Genomic DNA, 22,264 nt, shown 5'->3' with positions numbered 1-22,264 from the left:
CCCTTCTCCGCTTAGGAGGCGAGCCAGACGGAATCAGCGATATTGTAGCCCTGAAGCATACCCAGCGGGTGCGGCTTGAGGCCTCCCACCTTGTTGCTCATGGCATCTGCGCTGGCAATATAGGCCGGGATGATGGTGGCCGCGTCCTTGGCGACCATGGCCTGCATTTCCCCGTAGATCTGCTTGCGGCGCTCTTCGTCGAGCGAACCGCGTGCCTCGACCAGCATCTGGTCGAACTTCGGATTGGCGTATTTGCTTTCGTTCCAGGCAGCATCCGACTTGTAGAGCAGCGAGAACAGGATGTCCGGCGTCGGGCGGGCGTTGATGTTGCCGAAGTGAACCGGCGCCTTGAGCCAGTAGTTGGACCAGTAGCCGTCGGACGGCACGCGCTGGACGTCAATCTGCACGCCGATCTTGGCGGCATCCTGCTGCAGGACCATGGCCATGTCCGGGGAGGACTTGGCAGCGTCCGAGCAGATCATCGGAATGGAGACGCCGACGAGACCGGCCTTTTCGAAATGGTGCTTGGCCTTTTCCAGATCGTAAGCTTCCGGCACCACATCCGCATTGAAATAGCGGCTTGCACGCTGGATCGGCTGATCGTTGTGCGGCTCGCCAAGGCCGCGCAGAACGGCGCGGTTGATGGCATCGCGGTTGATCAGCGCGCGCATGCCTTCGATGAAGTCGCGCTTGGAGCCCGGCTCCATATCCATGCGGATGTTGAGGTTGGTGTAGCTGCCGCCCGGCGAGACCAGAAGGTTCAGGGCCGGATTGCCCTCGATCAGCGGCACGGTGCGGGCATTCATGGTTGCGCCGATGTGGATGTCACCGGAGAGCAGCGCATTGACCCGGGCGTTTTCATCCGGAATGCCGAAATACTCGATGCTGTCCACATAGGCAGCGTCGCTCTTGAAATAATTCGGATTGCGCAGGCCGACCGTGCGGATGCCCGGCTCGAAGACTTCAGTCATGTAGGGACCGGTGCCCACAGCCTTGCTGAAGTCGGTCGTGCCATCCGGAATGATGACGAAATGATAGGTGCCGAGGATTGCCGGAAGGTCGGCATTGGGCTCTTCGAGTTCGATACGCACCGTGTTGGCATCGACGGCTTCGATCTTGATCATCGCCTTGGCGAGGGCGTTGGCGCGGGAGGTCTGCGCCGGGTCCACGTGGCGGTTGAGCGAATAGACCACGTCGGCGGAATCCATCGTCTTGCCGTTGTGGAAGGTGATGTCCTTGCGCAGCTTGACGGTCCAGACCTTGGAATCGGAAGACTGGAAGCTCTCCGCTAGTTCCATCTGCGGGGTCAGCGTGTCATCGAGGACAGTCAGCTTGTTGTAGAAGGTCGACATGCGCATGTAGTCGCCCTGGGCGGATGCGCGGGCCGGGTCAAGCGTGTCGGCCGTCGACGTGGAGCTGAGCGCAACGCGAAGCGCCCCGCCCTTCTGTGCGGTCTGGGCAACAGCACGCGAGGCCGAGCCGAAGATCGTGCCGGCAGTGGACAGGGCAACGCCCGAGGCGCAGAGCATGCGCAGCAGGTCGCGGCGGGTTGCCCCACGGCGGATTGCCGTTTCAACGAGGTCCTGGTCTTTCCGGCTGAAGTGAGGCAGGTCGAATTCATTGGTCATGCGATGCGATCCCTCTGGTTGTTTTGCGCACCATCTATGTTGGCACCCTCCATGCGGAAACCGTGCCAACGGTAGAACTCAATTGCTTCACTATGCCGCTCTTCACCATGCAGGATGCGCGGTTTTGCGCGGCCTCGCCGCATAATGTTCCGCTGAATCGGCTCCCGCAGACAATCTATGCTGTTGCCTCTCGCAAGGGCCTTTTTGAACCTCAGACGGCGTATAATCTGTGCATCCCCGCCATTTTGCGGCGTTTGCAACGGATGCGGGAAGCCGGGCTTTGCGCACGCGAGTTGAACCGTCAAACACACAAGCCCTGCCCTTCGGAGGAAAGGCAGGGCTTGTGTATCACCTTGGGCCGGATGGATCGCCTCCGGCGGGGAGCTGACGGGTTCAGGGCTCCAGGAAGAACTGCCGCCGGAATTCGAACATCGTATCGAAATAGCAGAACTCCGGCAGGCCAAGGTCAAATTCCCTTGGCAGTTTGGTCAGATACTCTGTCAGCTTTGCTTCAAGCCAGGCGCTTTCCTGTTCCGAGGGAAAACGGATGAAATAGGCAATGCTGAGATGGAAGGCATAGGCCTCGTGGGAGGGATGGCGGATCTGCAAGGTGTCGGACAGGCGGTCGCGAAGACCTCGGAGTTCGCTTTCCTGGCTCGCCGAAGCCGGGTTCAGATGGAGACCGATCCCGTTGACGCGCGGGAGATATCCGTCGATGCGCAGGCGGAAAGGTGCATCGAAACCCAGGTTGAACTTCTGAAGTTTGCGAGAATAGACCGCATTGCAGTCCTCAAGCGGGGCATCCATGGGGAGGTCAGAAGGCCAGAATCCCGGCTTGCGCACCTGGTCGCACACGCCTTCGAACACGGTCATGTGCCAGCTGGACGGCGGCAGCAGCGTGATCAGCGTATCTGGATTTTCTGCCTCCAGTTCCCGGTAAAGCGGCAGAAGGGCTTCGAAAAGCGGACTTTCCGGTGACAGGTGGCAGATGATTGTGTTGCCGGGGAAATGCTGAACGCGGCCTTCCGTGTCGAACTTGGCGGGAACGCCTCCTGGACGGCCTGCTTCAGCGCCGGCCAGAGGCCGGCGCTCGATCATTTCGGATTTTGTCATGGACTATCTCTATCGGCCGGGAGGGTAGGCTAATGCCCCCCTCCGGCTCTGATTTCTGGTTCGGATTATTGGGAGAGCACGACTTTCTCGATGAATTGCGCCTTTACGGCATTGGTCGTCTCGATCGGGAGCCAGTCGGTTGCATAAGCGCGCTGCTCGGCCGGAACGCCGCCGGGAACGCCCTTGGCATCACTGTTGACGGGAGATGATCCCATTTCCTTGGCAAAGAGGTCCTGGGTCTCGGCAGAGGTCAGCCATTCCAGGAACACCAGCGCTGCGGCCTTGTGCTTGGCGTTGGCCGGGATGCCGACTGCATTGCCGCCGCCCGGCATGCCGAATTTCGGGATGTAGAACTTCATGCGCTTGTCGACTTCGCCTTTCTGCTGAAGGCCCGCCAGATGATCCTCCCAGGCGGCGACAAGCTGGAACTCGCCGCCGTTGAGGCGGGTCAGGCTGTCAGCGTTCGATGAGGTGAAGCCGTAATTTTCGCTGTTGGCGGCAAACCAGTCCCAGGAAGGTTGAAAGTTTGCGCCCTTGATGTCGTCCGGGGTGCTCGTGTTGACCACCGCAGACTGAATGAAGGCACTTCCCGCACCGCCGCCGCGCGGATCATTGAAGGCGAAGGCCTGCGGATTTTCCGCGATCCAGGCGTTCAGTTCCTCGAAGCTTTGCGGCAGCTTGGCTTCATCAAGCTGGGTCGGATCATAGGCCAGACCGGTCTGATTGCCCCAATAGGCAACCGCATAGTTCTTGCCGTCTCCGCCGTTGATCTTGGTGCGCCGCTTGTCGAAGCCGGGGATCGGGTCGAGCGGGCCCATGAAATAGGTTGCCGGTTCGAATTGGGCGAGCCGGTCTCCGGGAACCGACATCACGTCGATATCGCCTTCGGCGCGGTCGCGCTCTGCCAGGAACTTGCTGAAGTTGCCGTCCACCGTGCCGTCAGGGATGGTGACCTTGATGCCGTATTTGTCTTCAAAGCCCTTCGTGAGCTCGCGGAAACGCGGCTGCAGGAACCAGTTGTACCAGACAACCTCTCCTTCCTGCTTTGCCTGGGCGACGACATCGTCCCACGGCTTGCTGAGGAGGTCGTCTGCTGCGTGTGAGGGACTTGCGAGAAACGCGGCAGTGATCGCTGCCAAGATCGTATGCTTCAACATCTTTTGGCTCCTGGTGGAAATTCAGGCTCTCGTGACATCATCCCTTGCCGCCGGACACCGCCGCTCCTTCACTCTTGAGGAGGCGTTCGAAGACCAGCATGAGGATGACATTGGGGACCACCAGGACTAGCGAGACGACAGCCGCATTCGGCCGAACGAAATTGTAGCCCAGGTAGGAATAGAGAATTGTCGGCACCGTGGTGAAATCCGGCGAGCCAAGAACAAAGGCGATCGCGAATTCCTCGATGCTCTGGATGAAGACGATGATCAGGGCGGCGAGGATGCCTGGCCGCAGGACCGGCAGGTAGGCGGCAGAGAAGCGGGCCCAGGGGCTAGCGCCCAGATCACGGGCAGCATCGATCAGATCCTGGCGGACCTGCGAGAAAGATACGGTGAGAATGCGGATCGCATAGGGCAGGAAAAGCACCACGTGACCCAGCACGATGCCCGCGAACTTGTTGTAGATGCCCAGCTTGTAGAGCAGCGACGTGAAGAACAGGGCAATGATGAAGCTCGGCAGCACCAGGGGCAGAAGCGACAGCATCTGGGCCACGGCCTTGCCGCGGAAAGGAATGCGCCCGAAGGCATAGGCCGTGGGAGCTGCGAGCAGGAGCGTCAGGAACGCAACCACCGGCGCGAGGAGGTAGCTGTTGCCTATGGCGGCCGGCAGGCTGGTCGTCAGCCACATGTCTCCCCAGCGCCGGAACGACAGCTTTTGCGGGAAGAGATCCGGATAGCTCCAGGGTTTGTCCGGATCGACCAGCGACCACAGAAGGGCCATTGCGAAAGGAACAAACAGCCAGAGGAAGAAGACGATGGCGAGCAGGGCGAAGAGGATCACCTGAAGGGGTTTGTTGCGCATCATTTTTTCCCCCAGGAGACCGCCAGCTGGCTTGCCGCCGCCAGAAGGATCGAGCCGGTCAGGGCGATCGCCATCAGGACGATGGCGACGACCGCTGCCTCATTCCATTGTCCGAACTCCCGCTGAACGGTGTACATGTGCTGGGCGAGAGAGCTGGATCGCGTTGGGCCTGCAACAACCTGGAACGAGTAGTCGCCCGCCGCACCTATGAAGATGATGATCAGCGCTGCCTGCATGGATTTCAGGGTCAAGGGCAGCACGATCTTGCGGAAGCGGGCCAAGGCGCCCGCGCCAAGGTCACGCGCAGCGTTGAGAAGGTCGTCATGGATAGACTGGACAGCGGCACTCAGAAGCAGCAGTGCGAAGGGAAGCTGCTTCCAGACCTGAAGAAAGATCACGGCAAAGCCAAAGCGGTCATTTTGCATGCGCAATGGCTTTGATGTGATCCCGAGGCCGAGCAGGGTCTCGTTGATGATGCCGTGAAAGGCGATCACGTTGACCAGGAGGAAGGCTGCGACCAGTCCCGGGACCATCATCGGAGCCTTGAGCAAAGCGCTGATCGCGCCGGAGCCCGGAAAGGGTTTGCGCAGCCAAAGGGCTAGCGGATAGGCCAGCGCGACGGACAGAATTGCAGAAATCGTGGCGATCTTGAGCGAGTAGAGCACGGATGTGCGCAAGATCGGAGAGGTCAGCTGCTTGTGCCAGAAGTCCAGCGTGAACCCGCTTGGGCCGGAAAAGTTGAAATATCCGACGGACTGGGCAACGGCCATCGAGATCACCGTTCCGATGAACAGAACGATCAGCCCGAGGCCCGGCAGGAGCAGGAGCAGCAGACCCGCGGTTTCCCGCCAGCGGGCGGGCTGGGCCGCTCTCATTGAACCGCCTCCAGCACCGAAAACCGCTCCGGCGGAATTGTGATGGCAACCTGCGTGCCGAGGGGCAACGGACGGCGGACCTGAATCCGGCATGTTCCCGTCGAACCTGTGGGGGTCAGGATCACATCCGTCAGATTGCCCTGAAAGGCCTGGGCCGTGACCTTCGCCAGGAAGCTGTTGTTCGCAGAGGCTGCCTCCTGCACTTCAGCATCTTCCGGGCGCCAGCAGATGTAATAGCTGCCCCGGCTCAGTTTCTTGTCCGTGCGGATCTCAAAGGCGGCGACGTCCGTGCGCATGCGCCAGAGACCCGACCCCAGATCTTCCTGGACCTCCGCCTTCAGAATATTGGCGGCTCCGATGAAGTCGGCGACGAAGCGGCTGGCCGGACGGTCGTAAATGTCCTCGGGTGTGCCGATCTGTTCGATCCGGCCCTTGTTCATGACCACGATCCGGTCTGACATGGCGAGTGCCTCTGCCTGGTCGTGGGTCACGTAGATCGCGGTGAAGCCCAGTTCGGCCTGCAAGGCCCGGATCTCGAAGCGGACCTGTTCGCGCAATTTTGCATCAAGGTTCGACAGCGGCTCGTCAAAGAGGATGATGCCTGGCCGCATGGCCATGGCGCGGGCGAGAGCGACCCGCTGCTGCTGGCCTCCCGACAGGGCGGATGGCAGTTTTTCGGCATGGGCGCCAAGGTCCACCTGGCGCAAGGCCGTTGCCAGCCTGTCTGCGCAATCCGCCTTGCTCACACGGTTTTGCCGGGGTCCGAAGAGAATGTTCTCAGACACCGTCATATGCGGGAACAGCGCGTAGGACTGGAAGCACATGGCCGTGTCGCGCCGCTCCGGCTCGACCCGTGTCACATCCTCGCCATTGATGCGCAACGCTCCCGATGAAATCGCATGAAAGCCGGCGATTGCCTTTAGCAGCGTGGTTTTCCCGCAGCCGGACGGGCCAAGCAGGGTCAGAAATTCACCCGGGGCGACATCGATTGAAATGTCGTCGAGCACCCTGAATCCATTGGCAAAGGTTTTGGATACGCGATCCAATTGCAGATGTGCCACGAGTGCCCTCCCAGAAGCCGGCTTATATTTTGTTCACATCATGAACATAAAATAAGTTCATGACATGAACATGACAATCCTTTATTTTCGGATTCTGGATTTTTTTGCTGAGCAGCAAGCTGGAGACGTGCTTTTGGACGGCACCAAAGACGATGAATTACCGGTTCCGGGCCTGACCGAGGTGGAACATCAGGTGCTGAGGTACATTCGCCAGAATCCGGGAAAAAGCCGGACCCAGCTGGCCTCGGATCTCAATTTGTCCAAGGCCATGCTGACCAAGGCCGTTGCCAATTTCGACAAGGCCGGGCTTATTCAGGAGGAGCGCAGCCAGCAGGAAAACGGAGAGCGCGGCAAGCCGCCGGTCTTCCTGTCGGTCCGCAGTTCCGCCTTTCACAGCATCGGTATCTACGCCCACCGGCACTTGTGTGCGGTCGTGCGCACGGATCTGTCCGGCAAGGTTCATTACAGCAGCCTGAGGGAGATGCCGCAGGAAGGTGCCGTCGAGACGATCATCTTCGAAGTGGCGCGTGCGATGGAGAACAGCCCTTCCCCGATCATCGGCATTGGCCATGCCGTGCCGGCGATTGTCGGTGAAGGCGGAGAGCTGTTCGAAGTCACGCCTACCCAGGTCGGACTGCCGCTGGTGGACATTGCCAAGGGTCTGCGCAGCCGGTTCAAGCTGCCCGTTTACTGGGAAAACGACGCCTTTTGTTCAGCGGCCTATATGGCGAACGGCGCTTATGCGGCCAAGCGCTGTGTCTTCTACACGACCTTCGGCTTCGGGGTCGGGGGCGGCGCGGTTGTCAAGGGCGAGGTGTTCCGGGGGGCCTTCAATCAGGCAGCCAACATCGGTGCGCTCATCCCTGAAACGGGTCCGCGGCCAAGCCTGACGGATCTGGCAAGGCATCTGGGATGTGAGCTGGAGACACTCTCCCTCGAGCACCTGTCTGCGCTCTATGCTGAGCGGGACGGGAAGCTTCTCGACTGGATCGCAGACCGGGGCCCCCGTCTGTCCGAACCCTTCTCCGCTGCCATTCAGTTCTTCAACCCGGATGCCATCGTCGTGGGTGGGTTCCTGCCACGGGAAATCCTCTCGGCTCTCTGTGCCGAGGTGACCCTTACCGGCTATGACATCAGCGGACGGCGGCCCCTGACCAAGCCCGTGCTGGAGGTTGCCGGGCTGGTCGGGCCGCTGGCAACAGCGGAAGCTGCCTCCTTCCTGCCCGTCGCCCAGAACCTGCTGGGTCAAAAAGCCCTGATTGCCGCACCTGACTGAGCGGAGCGAAACGAGCCTGAGTTGTCAGGCCAAGGCAAGTTCTTGCAGGCCGCCCCGGCGCACTTGTGCCGGGGCAGGAGTTTGGACGGCTGTCACTCAGCCGCAGCCTTGCAGGCCGTTGGAGCCGCAGGTGCAGCCATCCGGGTGGGAAGCTTCTGCGTCATGAGGGGTGTCGTCCAGGCGGATGACCTCGATCACCCAGTCTTCCGGGCCCGGCACTTTGTAGATCCAATGGAACTGACCCGCGAAGAACTGCTGGAACTGATAGAGCAGCCCCAGCGGATCATGGTCGTTTGTGAACTCGAACGACTGCCCCGGCAACAACGCGTCGAATTGCTGGAAGACCAGCGTATGGCGCTGGGGGCGGGGCAAGGGGCGCAGATCGTGGGAAGCGACCAGTTCGGCGGCTTCAAGCTCGGTTTGGGACATTCCTGATCCTCGGTCAAACAAACGGAAGACCGGGACACTAGGCATTTCGGAAAATGGGAACGTTGTTGCAGAGCAAAGAGTCTGGCTGAGTTTCTCTTTGCTCGGCTGACCATTTGGACGAAATCCTCACTCGCTGTGTTCGGCCAGCACGTAGAGACGGTGCGGGTCGATGACGATCACTTTCTTGCGGCTTGATTGGACGAGGCCCTTGGCCTCCCAGGCCGTCATGACCCGGCTGACCGTGTGCAGCGTCGTGCCGGTCATTTCTGCAATGTCCTGACGGGTGACGGGGAAGTCGATCAGGATGCCTTCATCCGTCTTCTTGCCGGCCTGCTGGACGAGCCGCAGGACAGCATGGGCAACCCGGCGTTCCACTTCTTCTGTAGACAGCTCGCGAATCCGCGAATGTGCATCCTGCAGCCGCTGGCCGACTGTTTGAAGTGCGTTGAGGGCCAGGGTCGGGCTGCGGGCAATGAAGGCTTCCCATTGGGTCGACTTCCAGGCCAGTGCGAGGCTTTCGACGATTGCCACGGCCGTTGCCGGATATTCCGTGCGGCGCATGGCCTTGGCGATGCCGAAGATGTCACCGGGATTGACGTGACGCACCACGACCTGCTGGCCGTCCGGTGTGGTCTGGACGACTTTAAGGCGGCCATTGAGCAGGCAGAAGAACTCGGTTGCAGGCTCGCCCTGGGTGAAGGCTGACCCGCCTTCCGGCAATTGCCGCACGGATGCCATGGCCAGGACATTGTCCAGGTCTTCATCCGACATTTGCTGAAAGATCATGAGATTGCGGATCAGGGACCGATCCAGCTTGTTTGCAGCCATATTTCCCCCGCCCTGATGCGCGCCGCCTTGCTTTGGCTGGGATACTCTTCCGCGCGGAAAATGACAACCAGAAGGGCAAAAACAATCGTCTTTGCCTTTTCGCAAAGATGAATTCCTGCCTTTCGCGTTTACTGCCCTCACCGACACAAACAAGGGTAACGAAAGGAACTGCCATGTTGACCCGTCGCGCAGCCCTGTGTGGGGCAGCAGCCATCGCCCTGATCGCCGGAATGCCGGTTCACGCTGAAAACGCCAAGGTTGTTGCAGCCTCGGCCGCTGAACAGGTCGACCTCGCTGCAGGCCTTGAACACGTCAAGGCAAAGCTGGTCGCTCCTCCGATGGTCATGGAACATGACCAGATCGCCAAGGGTGGTCCAAAGGTTGTCGAATTCACCATGACGATCGAAGAAAAGAAGATCGTCGTCGACGATGAAGGCACGACCTTCCAGGCCATGACCTTCAACGGCTCGATGCCAGGACCGACGATGGTTGTTCATGAGGGTGACTACGTCCAGCTGACCCTGATCAATCCTGAAACCAATTCGATGCCGCACAACATTGACCTTCATTCGGCAACAGGTGCCCTGGGCGGCGCGCAGATGACCTTCGTCAATCCGGGCGAACAGGCCACCATGCGCTTCAAGGCAACGAAGACAGGTACCTTCGTCTATCACTGCGCCCCTCCGGGCATGGTTCCCTGGCACGTTGTCAGCGGCATGTCGGGCACGATCATGGTCCTGCCCCGCGATGGCCTGAAGGATGCTGACGGCAAACAGATCGCTTACGACCGTGTCTACACGATCGGCGAGTTCGACCTCTACATTCCGAAGGACGAGAACGGCAACTACTTGGAGTTCGACAGCCCCGGCGATGCCTACGCCGATACGGTTGAAGTCATGAAAGGCCTGGTCCCGACCCATGTGGTCTTCAACGGTGCCAAGGGCTCACTGACCGGCGACAACGCAATGACGGCAAAGGTCGGTGAAACGGTGATGTTCATTCACAGCAGCGCCAACCGGGATACCCGTCCGCACCTGATCGGTGGTCATGGCGACTACGTCTGGGAACGCGGCAAGTTCGGTAACCCGCCGCAGAAGGGACTGGAAACCTGGTTTGTCGCAGGTGGCAGCGCAGCAACCGCCATCTACACCTTCCAGCAGCCGGGCATCTACGCCTACGTGAACCATAACCTGATCGAAGCAGCCGAACTCGGCGCAACCGGTCACGTCAAGGTCGAAGGCGAATGGAACAATGATCTGATGAAGCAGATCTCTGCTCCGGGCCCGATCGTCGCCAACTGACGTCACTCAGGAACGGCTCGTCCATGACGGGCCGTTCGGCTCTCGTGACCTCGCAACAACTGAATTGACTGTCCGTTCAATGGACGCATGGAGGGTGTCATGACCCTGCTGAAATATGCTGCTTTCGCCGCCCTGGGCCTTGCCGGAATGGCTGCGCTTCAGGGGTTCAAGGCCACTCCGGACGAGGAGGGACTTGTCCGGCTCGAAGATGTCAGCGTCATCTACCGGCACCCGGGAGAGTTTCTGCAGGATGAGACCCCGGTGAATGGCCCTTTGGCCGAAATCAGGTTGCAGAAACCTCTGACAGTCATGCGGAACCAGGTGACCCGCGGCGAATATGAGCGGTGTGTGGCAGCCGGTGTCTGCGAGCCTCTGGACACCAGTGGCGATCCGTCCTTGCCGCTCGGCGGCGTCAACTTCAACGATGCAGTGACTTATGCTGCCTGGCTCAGCGAAGAGACCGGCGAGCATTGGCGACTGCCTACCGATCAGGAATGGGCTCTGGCCGCCGGATCCAGGTTCAAGGACGATGCCTATACGGAGATCAGCGATCCTGACAATCCGGCCAAGCGCTGGATGGCCGTCTATGACGCGGAAGCTGAAACCCAGAAGGAGACTGAAACCCGGCTCATGCCTGCTGGCCACTTTGGCGAGAACGAGCATGGTCTCGTCGATCTTTCCGGCAGCGTCTGGGAATGGACCTCGACCTGTTATGTCCGTCATCACACGAAGGCCGGACAGGAGCCAGTTGTGACCGAGAATTGCGGCGTTCGGATTGCCGAGGGCAGCCACCGGGCCTTGATGACCGCCTTTTTCAGGGATCCGAAGGCCGGGGCCTGTTCGATCGGCATTCCGCCGGCAAATCTCGGGATCCGTCTTGTCCGGGAGGAGACCAACCTTCTGGAGTGGCTGGGGTTCTGATGACCGAACACTCCGACAGGATAAAGGGCGGCGACCGTGCCGGCGCCGCGCAAAAGATCGCCGCTGATCAAGCCCTGCTCCGGCGCTTGTCCAACGTGCTGCAGGACATGGGACTGCCCTGTGCCTGTCAGGATGAGGTTGAACGCACTCTTGCTGTTTTCGAGGAATTCGAAATCCGCAGATCCCGCAAGCGCTTGATCATAGCTGCCCGGAAACATGCAGATGTGTTGTGCGCGGCGCTCCCTTACTTGCAGGATGTTCATCACCTTGAGGAGCCGGACATGCATCCTGATGACGTGACGGCTCTTGTCGAGACCTTCCGGCACATTTCAGAGACAGCGTCACAGGCTGCTGCCAATCTCGAAATCCTCAGCGGCCTCAATCATTCTGAGCCTGCCGGAAAAACCTGACTTTTCACTCGAAGTTTGTTCCCGCTCAAAGAAGCTCTCCGGCTTCTGCGGCATTGTCATGGTCCTGAGATGCCAAACTGGCCCTGGAAACCTGACAAAAATGACAATTGAAACAGCGCCTTACGGCCAAGTCCTGAATATGTGCGAATTGCCCTGCGCATTGCGGCGTGTCACCGCCCTCAAGGCGTTTGAGGCTCTTGTTCCCGGGCGGTCCTTCGAAATCGTCAACGATTGCGATCCCTCCCGCCTGCGCAAGCTGTTTTCAAGCCGGTCCCTAGAACCCTTCGACTGGACCTATCTGGAAGAAGGGCCGTCGGTCTGGCGCGTGAGGGTGAGCCTGCCATGACACTTCCGCTTCAAGATCAGATCCGTGCTGCCCTCTCGACGGTCGACGACCCGGAGCTCGGCGTGAACATCGTTGACCTCGGGCTGGTCCGCTCGGTCGAGATTTCGGGGGTGTCCGTGGAGATCGGGCTGTGCATGACCACACCGACCTGCCCGCTTGGCGGGTTGATCGCCGAAGAGGCCGCTCTGGCGGTGTCGCAGGCGATTGGGCCGGAGTTTGCCGTCAAGGTCCTTCTCGACCGCACGGTTCAATGGATACCGGATTTTGCAGATGCCGGAGTTCTTGAAGCATTCACTCCGCAGCCAAGCCGGCTTGGTCAGGCCATCAGCTCCGCTCTCTCGGGTTTCTGGAGCCGGAAATGAGCGTCATCCGCCAAGGGGTTTCCAGAAGCAAGGTCCCGCATGTCCTGCTCGGGCTTTGCGCAGCAATCAGCCTTGCGGTTGGACTGGCGGCTGGTTTGAGCCGGCTGGGACTCCTGGACTTTGCGGTCAGCATTGCGGATCGTCACGGCGCTTTCATGCTTTGCGGGTTCTTCGGCACCCTGATTTCCCTCGAGCGTGCCGTGGCCAGCGGACAATCCTCGGCGTTTCTCGTGCCAGGCCTCTCTGCAGCGGGGGCTGTTCTTCTCTTCCTTGATCCGGTCGCTTCCGGTTTGCTGTTTGGAATGGCTGGGCTCGGTCTTTTGGGGCTTACAGCGCAGGCGGCATTCCGTCTGCCGCAGCTTTTCACGGGCATCATGGTGATTGGCGCGGCTCTCTGGCCAGCCGGAACCATCTGGTGGCTTCTCGGCGGCGGCCTTCCTGAGGCGAGCTACTACTGGCTGTCCTTTCTGGTCATGACCATTACTGCCGAGCGCATTGAATTGGCACGGCTGCGGATGACTGGGGCGGGGGCAGCGAAAGTCTTAACCGCAATTGTTGCCCTCTTCTGCCTGGCGCTGGTGGCGGGAGAGCCGCTGTCCGGAGATTTTGGCGTTTCCACCCTGGTTCTGATGCCGCTCGCGCTCGTCTGTCTGGCAGTCTGGCTCGCGGCCAATGACATCGCCAGAACCACGATCCGCAAGTGTGGTCTTGCCCGGTTTTCGGCTTTTGCCCTTCTTGCCGGTTATGGCTGGATGGTCATTGCGGCTGCGCTGCTTGTGATTTTGCCTCCCGCCCAGACGGCATCAGGCCATGACGCTGTCATTCACGCTCTTGGTCTCGGCTTTGTGCTGTCCATGGTCTTTGCCCATGCGCCGATCATCCTGCCCGCAGTCGCAGGAGCCAGGGTGCGTTATGTCCCGGCTCTCTATCTGCCTCTCGCTTTGCTGCAGCTGTCCTGCCTCTTGCGGACCAGCGGAGACCTGTTCGGGAAGACGGATTTTGTGTCCCTCTCCGCCTGGCTCACGCTTGGCAGCCTTCTTGTCTATGCCGGTCTTCTGGCCGGGACAGCCCTTTCGTTTCGGCCGAAAGGCCATGCCGTGTTTTCGGAGAGTCTCAAATGACTTACCAGATTGTCACGCCCACCCACCGGCCCAAGATTGCCGGACAGACCGGCCCAGTGGTTCCCCAGTCCGTGCGCGGTTTCTACCGCCGACTGAAATGGGGCCTTCTGGTCATGTGTCTCTGCGTCTATTACGTCCTGCCGTTCCTGCGGTGGAACCGGGGGGCCTCGCAACCCGATCAGGCAATCCTCTTCGATCTGGCGGATGTCCGCTTCTACCTTTTCGGCATCGAGGCCCGGGCCCAGGAACTGATTTATCTGACCGGCTTGCTGGTTCTGGCCACGGTCATTCTCGTTCTGATGAATGCGGTTGCCGGCCGGATCTGGTGCGGTTTCTTCTGTCCGCAAACCATCTGGTCCGACCTGTTTCTCGCCGTGGAGCGGTTTTTTGAAGGCGACCGCCGGGAGCAGCTGATAGCTCGTGGCAAGCCCATGACGGTCAAGCGGGCCATCCGCCTTGTGGCAAAGCATGGTGTCTGGCTCGCGATTGCGGCAGCAACCGGAGGCGCTTTCGTGCTCTATTTTGCCGATGCCCCAACACTGCTGACCGAACTCTTCACCGGCAAGGCGTCCGCGCTTGCCTATGGCATCACAGCCAGCCTGACCTTCACCACTTATGCGCTGGCCGGATTTGCCCGGGAAAAGGTTTGCACCTTCATGTGCCCCTGGCCGCGTTTGCAAGGCGCGATCTGGGATGGGGACGCCCTTACGGTGAATTACCGGGATCCACGGGGCGAACCGCGCATGTCCGCCAAGAAGGCGGAACTCGCGCGCGTCCATTTCCTGCCGGCTGGCGACTGTGTTGATTGCAATGCCTGCGTCACTGTCTGTCCCATGGGTATCGACATCCGCAACGGTCCGAGCATTGCCTGTATCAACTGCGGCCTGTGCGTCGATGCCTGCGACACGACCATGGGCAAGCTTGGCCGGGACCGGGGTCTCATCGACTATGAGAGCTGGCGCAACATTGAGCGGGAGCGCAAGGGCGAGCAGCGGCAACCTGTTAAGGTCATCCGGCCGAAGACCTTGGGTCTGGCAGCTGCGGCCCTTGTGCTGATTGCCGTCATGTCGGTGCACTTTGCCACCCGTTCGCCGCTTGCGCTGACGGTCATCCATGACCGGAACCCGATTGCCGTGCGCCTTTCTGATGGGACGGCCCGCAATTCCTACGAAGTCCGGATTTCCAACCTGGAAACCCAGCCAGCGGTATTCGAGCTTCATGTGACCGCCGGCGCCCCCCTGAGCTTTGCTACGCCGGGACTGGAGCCTAGCCTGGATGGTGCTCCGCTCGTGATCGACGTGCCTGGTGACGACATGCGCAAGCTGCGGGTTTCCGTGACCGGCCCGTCGACCCTGAGTGGCGATATCCAGTTCACGATCACTCGTCCGGCGTCCGGTGAAGAGGTCTCGAAGACAGACCGGTTTCATCAGCCGTGAGAACTTCGAGAAGTTTGATGTGAAACAAAGTCGCGATTTCCGCGTGCCGCTATCAAGAGCCTATAGCTGAGTTTCAACTTCCACTTAATCGGAGAAAAACCGTGCACATCAAGTCCATCGCTCTTGCAGCCGTTGCCACTCTCGCTCTGTCCAGCGCAGTCATGGCAGCTGAAATCGAAGTCCAGATGCTCAACAAGGGCGCCGCGGGAGCCATGGTGTTCGAGCCGGAAGTCGTGAAAGTTGCTCCGGGCGACACCGTCATCTTCAAGGCAACGGATGCCGGCCACAATGCGGAAACCATCAAGGACATGCTGCCGGAAGGCGCTGAAGCCTTCGCAGGCAAGATGGGCAAGGACATTTCCGTGACCTTCGACAAAGAAGGCGTCTACGGCGTCAAGTGCAAGCCTCATGTCAGCATGGGCATGGTCGCCGTGGTTGTCGTCGGTGAGCCCGTGAACCTTGAGGCCGTGAAGGCAGTCAAGGTGCCCGGCAAGGGCGGCAAGAAGCTTGCCGGTCTTCTTGGGGGTCTCTGACCACCCGACAGGCCGCAGAACCCCTTCTCCCTGGGGTTCTGCGGCCTGCATTTCATGAAATTTCCAAGGATTGAAGCCATGGCAAAGACGGCACAAGCATATCAAGGCCCTCACTGGCTTTCGGGCGGGTTCCGTCCCTTCTTCCTTGCGGGCGCCCTGGCCATGGCTGCTCCGGTTCTGATCTGGCTGCCGTTCTATTTCGGCGATCTCACGCTCCCGACTGCCTTTGCTCCCCGTGACTGGCATGTGCACACGCTTCTCTTCGGCGGGGTGCCGGCGATCATCGCGGGCTTTGCCCTGACGGCGGTTGCGAACTGGACGGGCCGTCCTGCTGTCTCGGGAGCGGAACTTCTCGCCCTGCTGCTGCTGTGGTGTGCAGGCCGTGTTGCCGTCTCTATTTCGGCTTTGATCGGTGCGCCATTGGCCGCGGCCATAGACCTCATGTTTCTGATATCGCTCAGTGCCGTCTTTGCGCGGGAAGTCGTGGCTGCAAGGAACTACAGAAACCTGAGGGTGGTTGGCATTGTCGCCTTGCTCGCGCTCGCCAATCTCGGCTTCCATGCCGAAGCCTATAGTGCCGGTGTTGCCGACTATTCGCTGCGTGCGGGGCTTTCTCTCGTGCTTCTGCTGATCCTGGTCATCGGCGGACGGATCATTCCGGCTTTCACCCGCAACTGGCTGGCGGCCCGCAAGGCCGTGAAACTGCCTGCCCCCTTCGGCAAAGGCGACGCCGTCATCATGGGGGTGAGCGCCCTGGCCCTTGCTGCCTGGACGATCCTGCCTCTCCATCTGGGCACCGCTGCCCTGCTGTTGCTGGCAGGAGCCGGAAATGTCTGGCGCCTTGCCCGCTGGCGGGGATTTGCCACCCGGCAGGAGCCGCTGCTCTTCATCCTGCATATTGCTTACGGGATCCTGTGCGCCGGCTTTCTTGCGGTTGCCTGTTCGATCCTTAATCCCGGACATGCAGACCCTGCCGCCGCTCTTCATCTCTGGACGGCAGGCTCGGTCGGCCTCATGACCCTTGCGGTGATGACACGGGCCAGCCGTGGGCACAGTGGTCAGCCGCTGACCGCCAGCCGCATGGACCTTGTGCTCTTCGGCTTGATCCTCGTGGGAACCTTCGCCCGTGCGGCCGCGCCTTATCTGGGAGAGGCCATGCGCCCCTTGCTGGATGTCGCAGGCCTTGCCTGGGCGGGGGGGTATCTGGTCTTTGCCGCAGGCTATGCCCGCTGGCTCTTGTTGCCCCCGGCTTATCTGCGGATGAAGGCCGCCTGATCCATGCACCTCCTGCCCGTAGTGCGTCCGGGGCTGGCCTATGGCGGCGTGCTCTGCCTGTCCTATCTGGCGACAGGACTGACCCGGTCACTTTGGATGAACTCTGCCAGCGGGACGCTGATTGCGGCCCTTTGGGAAGCAGCTGTATTCCTCGTCGCGGGCGTCCTGACGCTAAGTGCCTTGTTGCGGTCGGGGAAAATAGGCGCACAGGCCGAGCAGCACCCCGTGCTCACCGGTCTTATCGCTCTAGGCTGTTTTGTCCTTGCCGATGCCCTGATCGCGGGCCTGCTTTGCGGCGTTCCCCTGCTGAAACACTGGGGCCGCTTCTGGGATCTGGAAGGGCGGATCCAGCTGCTTGCCCTGCTGCTCTATGCGGCATTGCCGTTGATCTGGTTCCATGAACAGCAGCCCGGCAAAGGCGTTACACCCGGTCGTTGATGCAGCGTTCAGGGGCCATACAGCCTGTTTGGCCGCTTTTCTGCGCCGCTTGATCGACGGTCCCGGTAAAGCCCGATGCGGGCACACGCTTCTCCACAACCATTTCGCGAGAAATAGAATTTTTTCTGTCCGGCACATGGATTAGCCGGGTCTGGCATTTTTATCAGGTTCCCTGCGCGGTTGCGCTGCCCGTGCAGTCGTTCCCAGAGGCGCTCAGGATGCCCTCCCCTCAGCTGACTGCTGTTTTGTTTGCTCTACATCAAAGAAGGGAATTGGGCGCAGGGACTAACTGGCGCCATGTTGAACCGTTGGCTCCATATCGTTTTTGCGCTGTTTCTGGCGCTATCGGCCGCTCTCACGGGCGTCCAGAGCGGTGCCATGGCGGCCATGTCTGTCCAGGACGGAAGCCATGCGGTGGCCGGTCAGGTGACGGAGATTGTCATCTGCTCCGGTGAAGGGCGCCGGGTTATCCGCGTTGACGAGAGTGGCAATGAATTGCCGTCTCCGGAAAAGCACCCCTGCTGCAACCTGACCTGCGACAACTGCTCTTTGTGCCAGACGAGCGCGGGTGTTCTGCCCGCAGCCCCTGCCTCCCTTCCCGTTTTTGTCCGGTCCAGCCTGACCCCAGTCTCCCTGGCCCAGTCCCACGCCAGCGCCCGCCGTCTTGCCCGCGCACGCGCACCGCCAAGGACCACGTCATGACCCAAACTTCTGTCCGTCTTTCATGGTCAGCCACCCTGACCAGGCTTTTCGCCGGGCTGCTTGTCATCCTGTGCCTCGGCACGGTGGATGCGGCAGCGCAGGCTGCGACCTCCCACCTTTCCCGGTTCCTGCCCAAGGTCGATGCATCCTCGCTTTTTGAAGGTGCGGACAGCTTTGGCCCGATTGATCCACGCCTACCGGTCGCCCCGGTGCTGAGCGGCGGCAAGACCGTGGCCTATGCCTTCATCACGTCTGACTTTGCCGGCACCACCGGCTATTCCGGCAAGCCGATCCACATCATGGTGGCCATCGGGACGGATGCCGTGCTGAAGGGCGTGAAGCTCCTCAAGCACTCCGAGCCGATCGTGCTGGTCGGCATTCCGGAAGCCAAGATCGTTGCCCTGATCGACGGCTATAAGGGCGTCGACATTGCCCAGGAAGTGGCCTCCGGCGGCGAGAGCCATGATCTCAACATCATCTCCGGCGCGACCGTCACGGTGATGGTCATCGACGACTCGGTGATCCGCTCCTCCATCAAGGTGGCCCGTGGTCTCGGCCTTGGCGGGCTTGCGGAAGAAAGCATGGCTTCCGGGCCAAAAGCGGAGATCAATCCGGAAGCTGTTGCCGCTGACGACTGGCTGACCCAGGTCGGCGACGGCACCGTGCGCCGCCTGTCCCTGGATGTGGGCCAGATCAACTCAGCCTTTGCCGAATTGCCCGATCAGCGCGCTGCCGAACGGCCCGAGCCGGGCGCAGCCGAAGAGGTCTTCATCGACCTTTACGCCAGCCTCGCCAGCATTCCGAGCATTGGCGAAAAGCTGCTGGAGCCGGGTGATTACACCAACATGCAGGACTGGCTGAAGCCGGGTGACCAGGCGATCCTGGTCGCAGGCCGGGGCCGCTATTCCTTCAAGGGATCTGGCTATGTGCGCGGCGGTATCTTCGACCGGATCCAGCTGATCCAGGGGGATGTGTCTGTCCGCTTCCGCGACAAGGATCACATGCGCGTCGGAGGCATTGCTGCCGAAGGCGCTCCGGACTTGAGCGAGCGCGAACTCTTCCGCATCCCGGCCGACAGCGGCTTCAACCCCGCCGAACCCTTCCGGCTTCAACTGCTCGTCCAGCGCAATGTCGGTGCCATCGAGAAGCTGTTCCTGACCTTTGACCTCGGCTGGCAGCCGCCTGCCCGGTTCTTGAAGGTGGTACCTGCTGCCGTTTCAACGGACATGGCAGCAGCTCCGCTGATGGCGGATGGGGACGAGGCGGAGGCGGCCGCTAAGGCTCAGCTCTGGAAACGGATCTGGCAGGACAAGACGTTTGAAATCTCGGCCGTCGCCATCATGCTGGCCGTGCTGACCGCTGCCTTCTTCTTTCAAGGCTTCCTGACCCGTTCGGCCACGCTCACGCTCTGGTTCCGCATGGGCTATCTGACGCTCACCCTAGTGTTCCTCGGCTGGTTTGCCAATGCCCAACTGTCGGTGGTCAATCTCTTTGCCCTTGCTGCCTCGTTGAAGTCCGGGTTCACCTGGGAAGCTTTCCTGCTGGATCCGCTGACCTTCATTCTGTGGTTTTCGGTGGCCGCTGCCCTGATCTTCTGGGGCCGGGGCGCTTATTGCGGCTGGCTCTGCCCCTTCGGCGCCCTGCAGGAGCTGACCAACCGCATTGCCCGCGTCTTCCGCGTGCCCCAGATCACCCTGCCCTGGGGGCTGCACGAGCGGCTCTGGGCTGTGAAATACATCATCTTCCTCGGCCTCTTCGGCGTCTCGCTCGCCTCCATCGAACAGGCTGAGCACCTGGCCGAGATCGAACCCTTCAAGACCGCGATCATCCTGAAGTTCGCCCGTGCCTGGCCGTTCCTCCTCTATGTGGGAACGCTGCTGGTGATCGGCCTCTTCGTCGAGCGTTTCTACTGCCGCTACCTCTGCCCGCTGGGCGCTGCCCTCGCCATTCCGGCCCGGATCCGGATGTTCGACTGGCTCAAGCGCTACCACGAATGCGGCAACCCCTGTCACACCTGCGCCAACGATTGTCCGGTGCAGGCCATTCACCCGACTGGCGAGATCAACCCCAACGAATGCGTCAACTGCATGAATTGCCAGGTTCTCTACCAGTCGAAAACGAGATGCCCCGTCGTGATGCGCAAGCTGAAGCGCCGGGCAGCAGCCGGTACCGGGGAACGCCCGGCCCAGCCTGCGGGCTCCATGCCCTCCTGAACTCTTCCTTATTTGGGAAAGGACACTGAAATGTCGGATACAACTGAACGCAGCGGCATGACCCGCCGCCAGCTGATGGGCGCAACGGCCGCCGGTGGGGCCGCGCTAGGCACCGCCGCGGTTGGCGGCCTGGCTCTCACCGCGGGCAGCGCAGGTGCACTTGTTGCGTCCTCCACAGCGGCCTCCGCCGCCTCGGGAGCCGCGACGGGCCATGTGGCTCCGGGTGAGCTCGACGAATATTACGGCTTCTGGTCCTCCGGTCAGACCGGCGAAATGCGCATTCTCGGCATTCCGTCCATGCGCGAACTGATGCGCGTGCCGGTGTTCAACCGCTGCTCGGCAACCGGCTGGGGCCAGACCAATGAGTCCCTCAAGGTCATGACCGAAAACATGACCGACAAGACACGGGACTTTCTGGCCGCCAATGGCAAGAAGGTTCACGACAACGGCGACCTGCACCACGTCCACATGTCCTTCACCGAGGGCAAGTATGACGGCCGCTACCTGTTCATGAACGACAAGGCCAATACCCGGGTGGCCCGCGTGCGCTGCGACGTCATGAAGTGCGACAAGATCCTAGAGATCCCGAATGCCAAGGCCATCCACGGCCTGCGTCCGCAGAAGTGGCCGCGCACCAACTACGTCTTCGCCAATGGCGAGGATGAAGGCCCGATGGTCAATGACGGCAAGATCCTGGATGATCCGTCCCAGTACGTGAACTTCTACACCGCGATCAATGCGGATGAGATGACCGTCGCCTGGCAGGTGATGGTGTCGGGCAACCTCGACAACACCGACGCCGACTATGACGGCAAATATGCCTTCTCCACGAGCTACAACTCGGAAATGGGCATGAACCTCGCCGACATGACCAAGTCTGACCGGGACCATGTGGTCGTCTACAACATTGCCGAAATCGAAAAGGGCATTGCGGCAGGCGACTTCATCGAACTCAACGGCGTCAAGGTGATCGACGGCCGCAAGGGTAAGAACAAGAACTACACCCGCTACATCCCCGTGCCGAACAACCCGCACGGCTGCAACATGGCCCCGGACAAGATCCACCTGTGCATCGCGGGCAAGCTGTCTCCGACCGTGACCGTCATCGACGTGCGCAAGCTGGACGATGTCTTCTACAAGGATGCCGATCCGCGCTCTGTCGTGGTGGCAGAACCGGAACTGGGCCTCGGGCCGCTCCACACTGCCTTCGACGGCAAGGGCAACGCCTATACGACGCTCTTCCTCGACAGCCAGGTGGTGTTCTGGAACATCGAGAAAGCCAAGCAGCTTTTCGCTGGCGAGAAGGTCGACCCGATCATCTCCAAGACGGATGTGCACTACCAGCCGGGCCACAACTCCACCTCCATGGGTGAAACCCTGGAAGCGGACGGCAAGTACTACATCTCGATGAACAAGTTCTCCAAGGACCGCTACATCAACGTCGGCCCCTTGAAGCCGGAGAACGAGCAGCTCTTTGCCATCGACGGCAACAACCTGACCCTGCTCCATGACGGCCCGACCTTTGCCGAGCCGCATGACTCGATCATCGTTCACCGCTCGTTGGTCAACCCGGTCCATGTCTGGGACCGCAAGGATCCGTTCTGGGAAGACGCCCGCAAGCAGGCGGAAGCCGATGGTGTGGATCTGGACTATGGCGCCGACGTCATTCGCGACGGCAACAAGGTCCGCGTCTACATGCATTCGGTCGCCCCGTCCTACAGCCTTGAAAGCTTCAAGGTGAAGGAAGGCGATGAGGTGACCGTCTATGTGACCAACATGGACGACATCGAGGATCTGACTCACGGCTTCTGCATGGGCAACCATGGCGTTGCCATGGAAGTGCCGCCGCAGGCCACCGCCTCGGTCACCTTCACGGCGTCTCAGCCGGGGGTCTACTGGTACTATTGCCAGTGGTTCTGCCATGCCCTGCACATGGAAATGCGCGGCCGCATGTTCGTCGAGCCGAAGGACGCCTGA

Annotated in this window: 22 protein-coding genes; 14 read left to right on the top strand and 8 right to left on the bottom strand. The window is 60.7% G+C overall.

The window, feature by feature from the left end; all coding sequences use genetic code 11:
• Positions 1-11: 11 nt before the first annotated feature.
• The 6 genes from BUA94_RS20155 to BUA94_RS20125 form a co-directional block, all read right to left on the bottom strand.
• Positions 12-1,628, bottom strand: coding sequence for an ABC transporter substrate-binding protein (locus BUA94_RS20155; RefSeq protein WP_073015149.1), 1,617 nt, complete (start codon positions 1,626-1,628; stop codon positions 12-14).
• A gap of 393 nt (positions 1,629-2,021) precedes the next feature.
• Positions 2,022-2,741 (bottom strand): DUF1868 domain-containing protein, encoded by a 720-nt coding sequence (locus BUA94_RS20145; protein WP_084082149.1) that lies wholly within the window; start codon positions 2,739-2,741, stop codon positions 2,022-2,024.
• 65 nt (positions 2,742-2,806) lie between these two features.
• Positions 2,807-3,898 carry an ABC transporter substrate-binding protein gene (locus BUA94_RS20140; protein WP_073015146.1) on the bottom strand — a complete coding sequence of 364 codons (1,092 nt, stop codon included), beginning with the start codon at positions 3,896-3,898 and terminating at the stop codon, positions 2,807-2,809.
• A gap of 37 nt (positions 3,899-3,935) precedes the next feature.
• On the bottom strand, positions 3,936-4,760 hold the full coding sequence (locus BUA94_RS20135) for an ABC transporter permease (RefSeq protein WP_235860656.1): 825 nt from the start codon (positions 4,758-4,760) through the stop codon (positions 3,936-3,938).
• Positions 4,760-5,635, bottom strand: coding sequence for an ABC transporter permease (locus BUA94_RS20130; protein ID WP_073015144.1), 876 nt, complete (start codon positions 5,633-5,635; stop codon positions 4,760-4,762). Before BUA94_RS20130 ends, BUA94_RS20135 begins: the two co-directional genes overlap by 1 nt.
• Complete coding sequence (locus tag BUA94_RS20125; protein WP_073015143.1) at positions 5,632-6,696, bottom strand: ABC transporter ATP-binding protein; 1,065 nt, start codon at positions 6,694-6,696, stop codon at positions 5,632-5,634. Before BUA94_RS20125 ends, BUA94_RS20130 begins: the two co-directional genes overlap by 4 nt.
• Positions 6,697-6,829: 133 nt before the next feature.
• Here BUA94_RS20125 and BUA94_RS20120 point away from each other — a divergent pair, with 133 nt between their 5' ends.
• On the top strand, positions 6,830-7,972 hold the full coding sequence (locus BUA94_RS20120) for an ROK family transcriptional regulator (RefSeq protein WP_175558092.1): 1,143 nt from the start codon (positions 6,830-6,832) through the stop codon (positions 7,970-7,972).
• Positions 7,973-8,068: 96 nt separating this feature from the next.
• Here BUA94_RS20120 and BUA94_RS20115 read toward each other — a convergent pair whose 3' ends face one another.
• Both BUA94_RS20115 and BUA94_RS20110 read right to left on the bottom strand, forming a co-directional pair.
• On the bottom strand, positions 8,069-8,401 hold the full coding sequence (locus BUA94_RS20115; RefSeq protein ID WP_073015141.1) for a DUF2249 domain-containing protein: 333 nt from the start codon (positions 8,399-8,401) through the stop codon (positions 8,069-8,071).
• A gap of 126 nt (positions 8,402-8,527) precedes the next feature.
• Positions 8,528-9,229 (bottom strand): Crp/Fnr family transcriptional regulator, encoded by a 702-nt coding sequence (locus tag BUA94_RS20110; protein WP_073015140.1) that lies wholly within the window; start codon positions 9,227-9,229, stop codon positions 8,528-8,530.
• 173 nt (positions 9,230-9,402) lie between these two features.
• On the opposite strand from BUA94_RS20110, the gene nirK reads away from it, so the two are divergent.
• From nirK to nosZ, 13 genes are all read left to right on the top strand, one after another.
• On the top strand, positions 9,403-10,530 hold the full coding sequence (gene nirK, locus BUA94_RS20105; protein ID WP_073015139.1) for a copper-containing nitrite reductase: 1,128 nt from the start codon (positions 9,403-9,405) through the stop codon (positions 10,528-10,530).
• Positions 10,531-10,629: 99 nt separating this feature from the next.
• On the top strand, positions 10,630-11,451 hold the full coding sequence (locus tag BUA94_RS20100) for an SUMF1/EgtB/PvdO family nonheme iron enzyme (RefSeq protein ID WP_073015138.1): 822 nt from the start codon (positions 10,630-10,632) through the stop codon (positions 11,449-11,451).
• The gene (locus tag BUA94_RS20095) at positions 11,451-11,861 is read left to right on the top strand and encodes a hypothetical protein (protein WP_073015137.1); all 411 of its coding nucleotides are present in this window, start codon (positions 11,451-11,453) and stop codon (positions 11,859-11,861) included. The genes BUA94_RS20100 and BUA94_RS20095 overlap by 1 nt, the downstream gene beginning before the upstream one ends.
• 100 nt (positions 11,862-11,961) lie before the next feature.
• Positions 11,962-12,207: a DUF2249 domain-containing protein gene (locus BUA94_RS20090; RefSeq protein ID WP_208980177.1), complete on the top strand. Its 246-nt coding sequence runs from the start codon at positions 11,962-11,964 to the stop codon at positions 12,205-12,207.
• Positions 12,204-12,569 (top strand): metal-sulfur cluster assembly factor, encoded by a 366-nt coding sequence (locus BUA94_RS20085; RefSeq protein WP_073015136.1) that lies wholly within the window; start codon positions 12,204-12,206, stop codon positions 12,567-12,569. Before BUA94_RS20090 ends, BUA94_RS20085 begins: the two co-directional genes overlap by 4 nt.
• Positions 12,566-13,690, top strand: a complete 1,125-nt coding sequence (locus BUA94_RS20080) for a hypothetical protein (protein ID WP_073015135.1) — start codon at positions 12,566-12,568, stop codon at positions 13,688-13,690. Before BUA94_RS20085 ends, BUA94_RS20080 begins: the two co-directional genes overlap by 4 nt.
• A complete protein-coding gene (gene ccoG, locus BUA94_RS20075) occupies positions 13,687-15,126 on the top strand; it encodes a cytochrome c oxidase accessory protein CcoG (RefSeq protein ID WP_073015134.1) in 1,440 nt (479 codons plus the stop codon). Before BUA94_RS20080 ends, ccoG begins: the two co-directional genes overlap by 4 nt.
• Positions 15,127-15,227: 101 nt before the next feature.
• Positions 15,228-15,659, top strand: a complete 432-nt coding sequence (locus BUA94_RS20070; RefSeq protein WP_408011974.1) for a pseudoazurin — start codon at positions 15,228-15,230, stop codon at positions 15,657-15,659.
• A gap of 78 nt (positions 15,660-15,737) precedes the next feature.
• The gene (locus BUA94_RS20065; protein ID WP_073015237.1) at positions 15,738-16,934 is read left to right on the top strand and encodes an NnrS family protein; all 1,197 of its coding nucleotides are present in this window, start codon (positions 15,738-15,740) and stop codon (positions 16,932-16,934) included.
• A 3-nt stretch (positions 16,935-16,937) separates the two neighbouring features.
• Positions 16,938-17,372: a hypothetical protein gene (locus BUA94_RS20060; RefSeq protein WP_073015133.1), complete on the top strand. Its 435-nt coding sequence runs from the start codon at positions 16,938-16,940 to the stop codon at positions 17,370-17,372.
• Positions 17,373-17,669: 297 nt separating this feature from the next.
• Positions 17,670-18,074: a hypothetical protein gene (locus tag BUA94_RS20055; RefSeq protein ID WP_073015132.1), complete on the top strand. Its 405-nt coding sequence runs from the start codon at positions 17,670-17,672 to the stop codon at positions 18,072-18,074.
• A complete protein-coding gene (locus BUA94_RS20050; RefSeq protein ID WP_073015131.1) occupies positions 18,071-20,287 on the top strand; it encodes a NosR/NirI family protein in 2,217 nt (738 codons plus the stop codon). The genes BUA94_RS20055 and BUA94_RS20050 overlap by 4 nt, the downstream gene beginning before the upstream one ends.
• A gap of 30 nt (positions 20,288-20,317) precedes the next feature.
• On the top strand, positions 20,318-22,264 hold the full coding sequence (gene nosZ / locus BUA94_RS20045) for a TAT-dependent nitrous-oxide reductase (RefSeq protein ID WP_073015130.1): 1,947 nt from the start codon (positions 20,318-20,320) through the stop codon (positions 22,262-22,264).

The organism is Roseibium suaedae, assembly GCF_900142725.1.
Taxonomy (GTDB): Bacteria; Pseudomonadota; Alphaproteobacteria; order Rhizobiales; family Stappiaceae; genus Roseibium; species Roseibium suaedae.
This window is presented reverse-complemented; position numbering and strand designations above follow the sequence as displayed.

Coding starts and splice junctions, on each gene's coding strand:
- BUA94_RS20140 (WP_073015146.1), bottom strand. CDS start 3,898: ATGTTGAAGCATACGATCTTGGCAGCGATCACTGCCGCGTTTCTCGCA.
- nirK (WP_073015139.1), top strand. CDS start 9,403: ATGTTGACCCGTCGCGCAGCCCTGTGTGGGGCAGCAGCCATCGCCCTG.
- BUA94_RS20130 (WP_073015144.1), bottom strand. CDS start 5,635: ATGAGAGCGGCCCAGCCCGCCCGCTGGCGGGAAACCGCGGGTCTGCTG.
- BUA94_RS20060 (WP_073015133.1), top strand. CDS start 16,938: ATGCACCTCCTGCCCGTAGTGCGTCCGGGGCTGGCCTATGGCGGCGTG.
- BUA94_RS20100 (WP_073015138.1), top strand. CDS start 10,630: ATGACCCTGCTGAAATATGCTGCTTTCGCCGCCCTGGGCCTTGCCGGA.
- nosZ (WP_073015130.1), top strand. CDS start 20,318: ATGTCGGATACAACTGAACGCAGCGGCATGACCCGCCGCCAGCTGATG.
- BUA94_RS20085 (WP_073015136.1), top strand. CDS start 12,204: ATGACACTTCCGCTTCAAGATCAGATCCGTGCTGCCCTCTCGACGGTC.
- BUA94_RS20065 (WP_073015237.1), top strand. CDS start 15,738: ATGGCAAAGACGGCACAAGCATATCAAGGCCCTCACTGGCTTTCGGGC.
- BUA94_RS20095 (WP_073015137.1), top strand. CDS start 11,451: ATGACCGAACACTCCGACAGGATAAAGGGCGGCGACCGTGCCGGCGCC.
- BUA94_RS20115 (WP_073015141.1), bottom strand. CDS start 8,401: ATGTCCCAAACCGAGCTTGAAGCCGCCGAACTGGTCGCTTCCCACGAT.
- BUA94_RS20110 (WP_073015140.1), bottom strand. CDS start 9,229: ATGGCTGCAAACAAGCTGGATCGGTCCCTGATCCGCAATCTCATGATC.
- ccoG (WP_073015134.1), top strand. CDS start 13,687: ATGACTTACCAGATTGTCACGCCCACCCACCGGCCCAAGATTGCCGGA.
- BUA94_RS20050 (WP_073015131.1), top strand. CDS start 18,071: ATGACCCAAACTTCTGTCCGTCTTTCATGGTCAGCCACCCTGACCAGG.
- BUA94_RS20090 (WP_208980177.1), top strand. CDS start 11,962: ATGACAATTGAAACAGCGCCTTACGGCCAAGTCCTGAATATGTGCGAA.
- BUA94_RS20080 (WP_073015135.1), top strand. CDS start 12,566: ATGAGCGTCATCCGCCAAGGGGTTTCCAGAAGCAAGGTCCCGCATGTC.
- BUA94_RS20155 (WP_073015149.1), bottom strand. CDS start 1,628: ATGACCAATGAATTCGACCTGCCTCACTTCAGCCGGAAAGACCAGGAC.
- BUA94_RS20145 (WP_084082149.1), bottom strand. CDS start 2,741: ATGACAAAATCCGAAATGATCGAGCGCCGGCCTCTGGCCGGCGCTGAA.
- BUA94_RS20135 (WP_235860656.1), bottom strand. CDS start 4,760: ATGCGCAACAAACCCCTTCAGGTGATCCTCTTCGCCCTGCTCGCCATC.
- BUA94_RS20055 (WP_073015132.1), top strand. CDS start 17,670: ATGTTGAACCGTTGGCTCCATATCGTTTTTGCGCTGTTTCTGGCGCTA.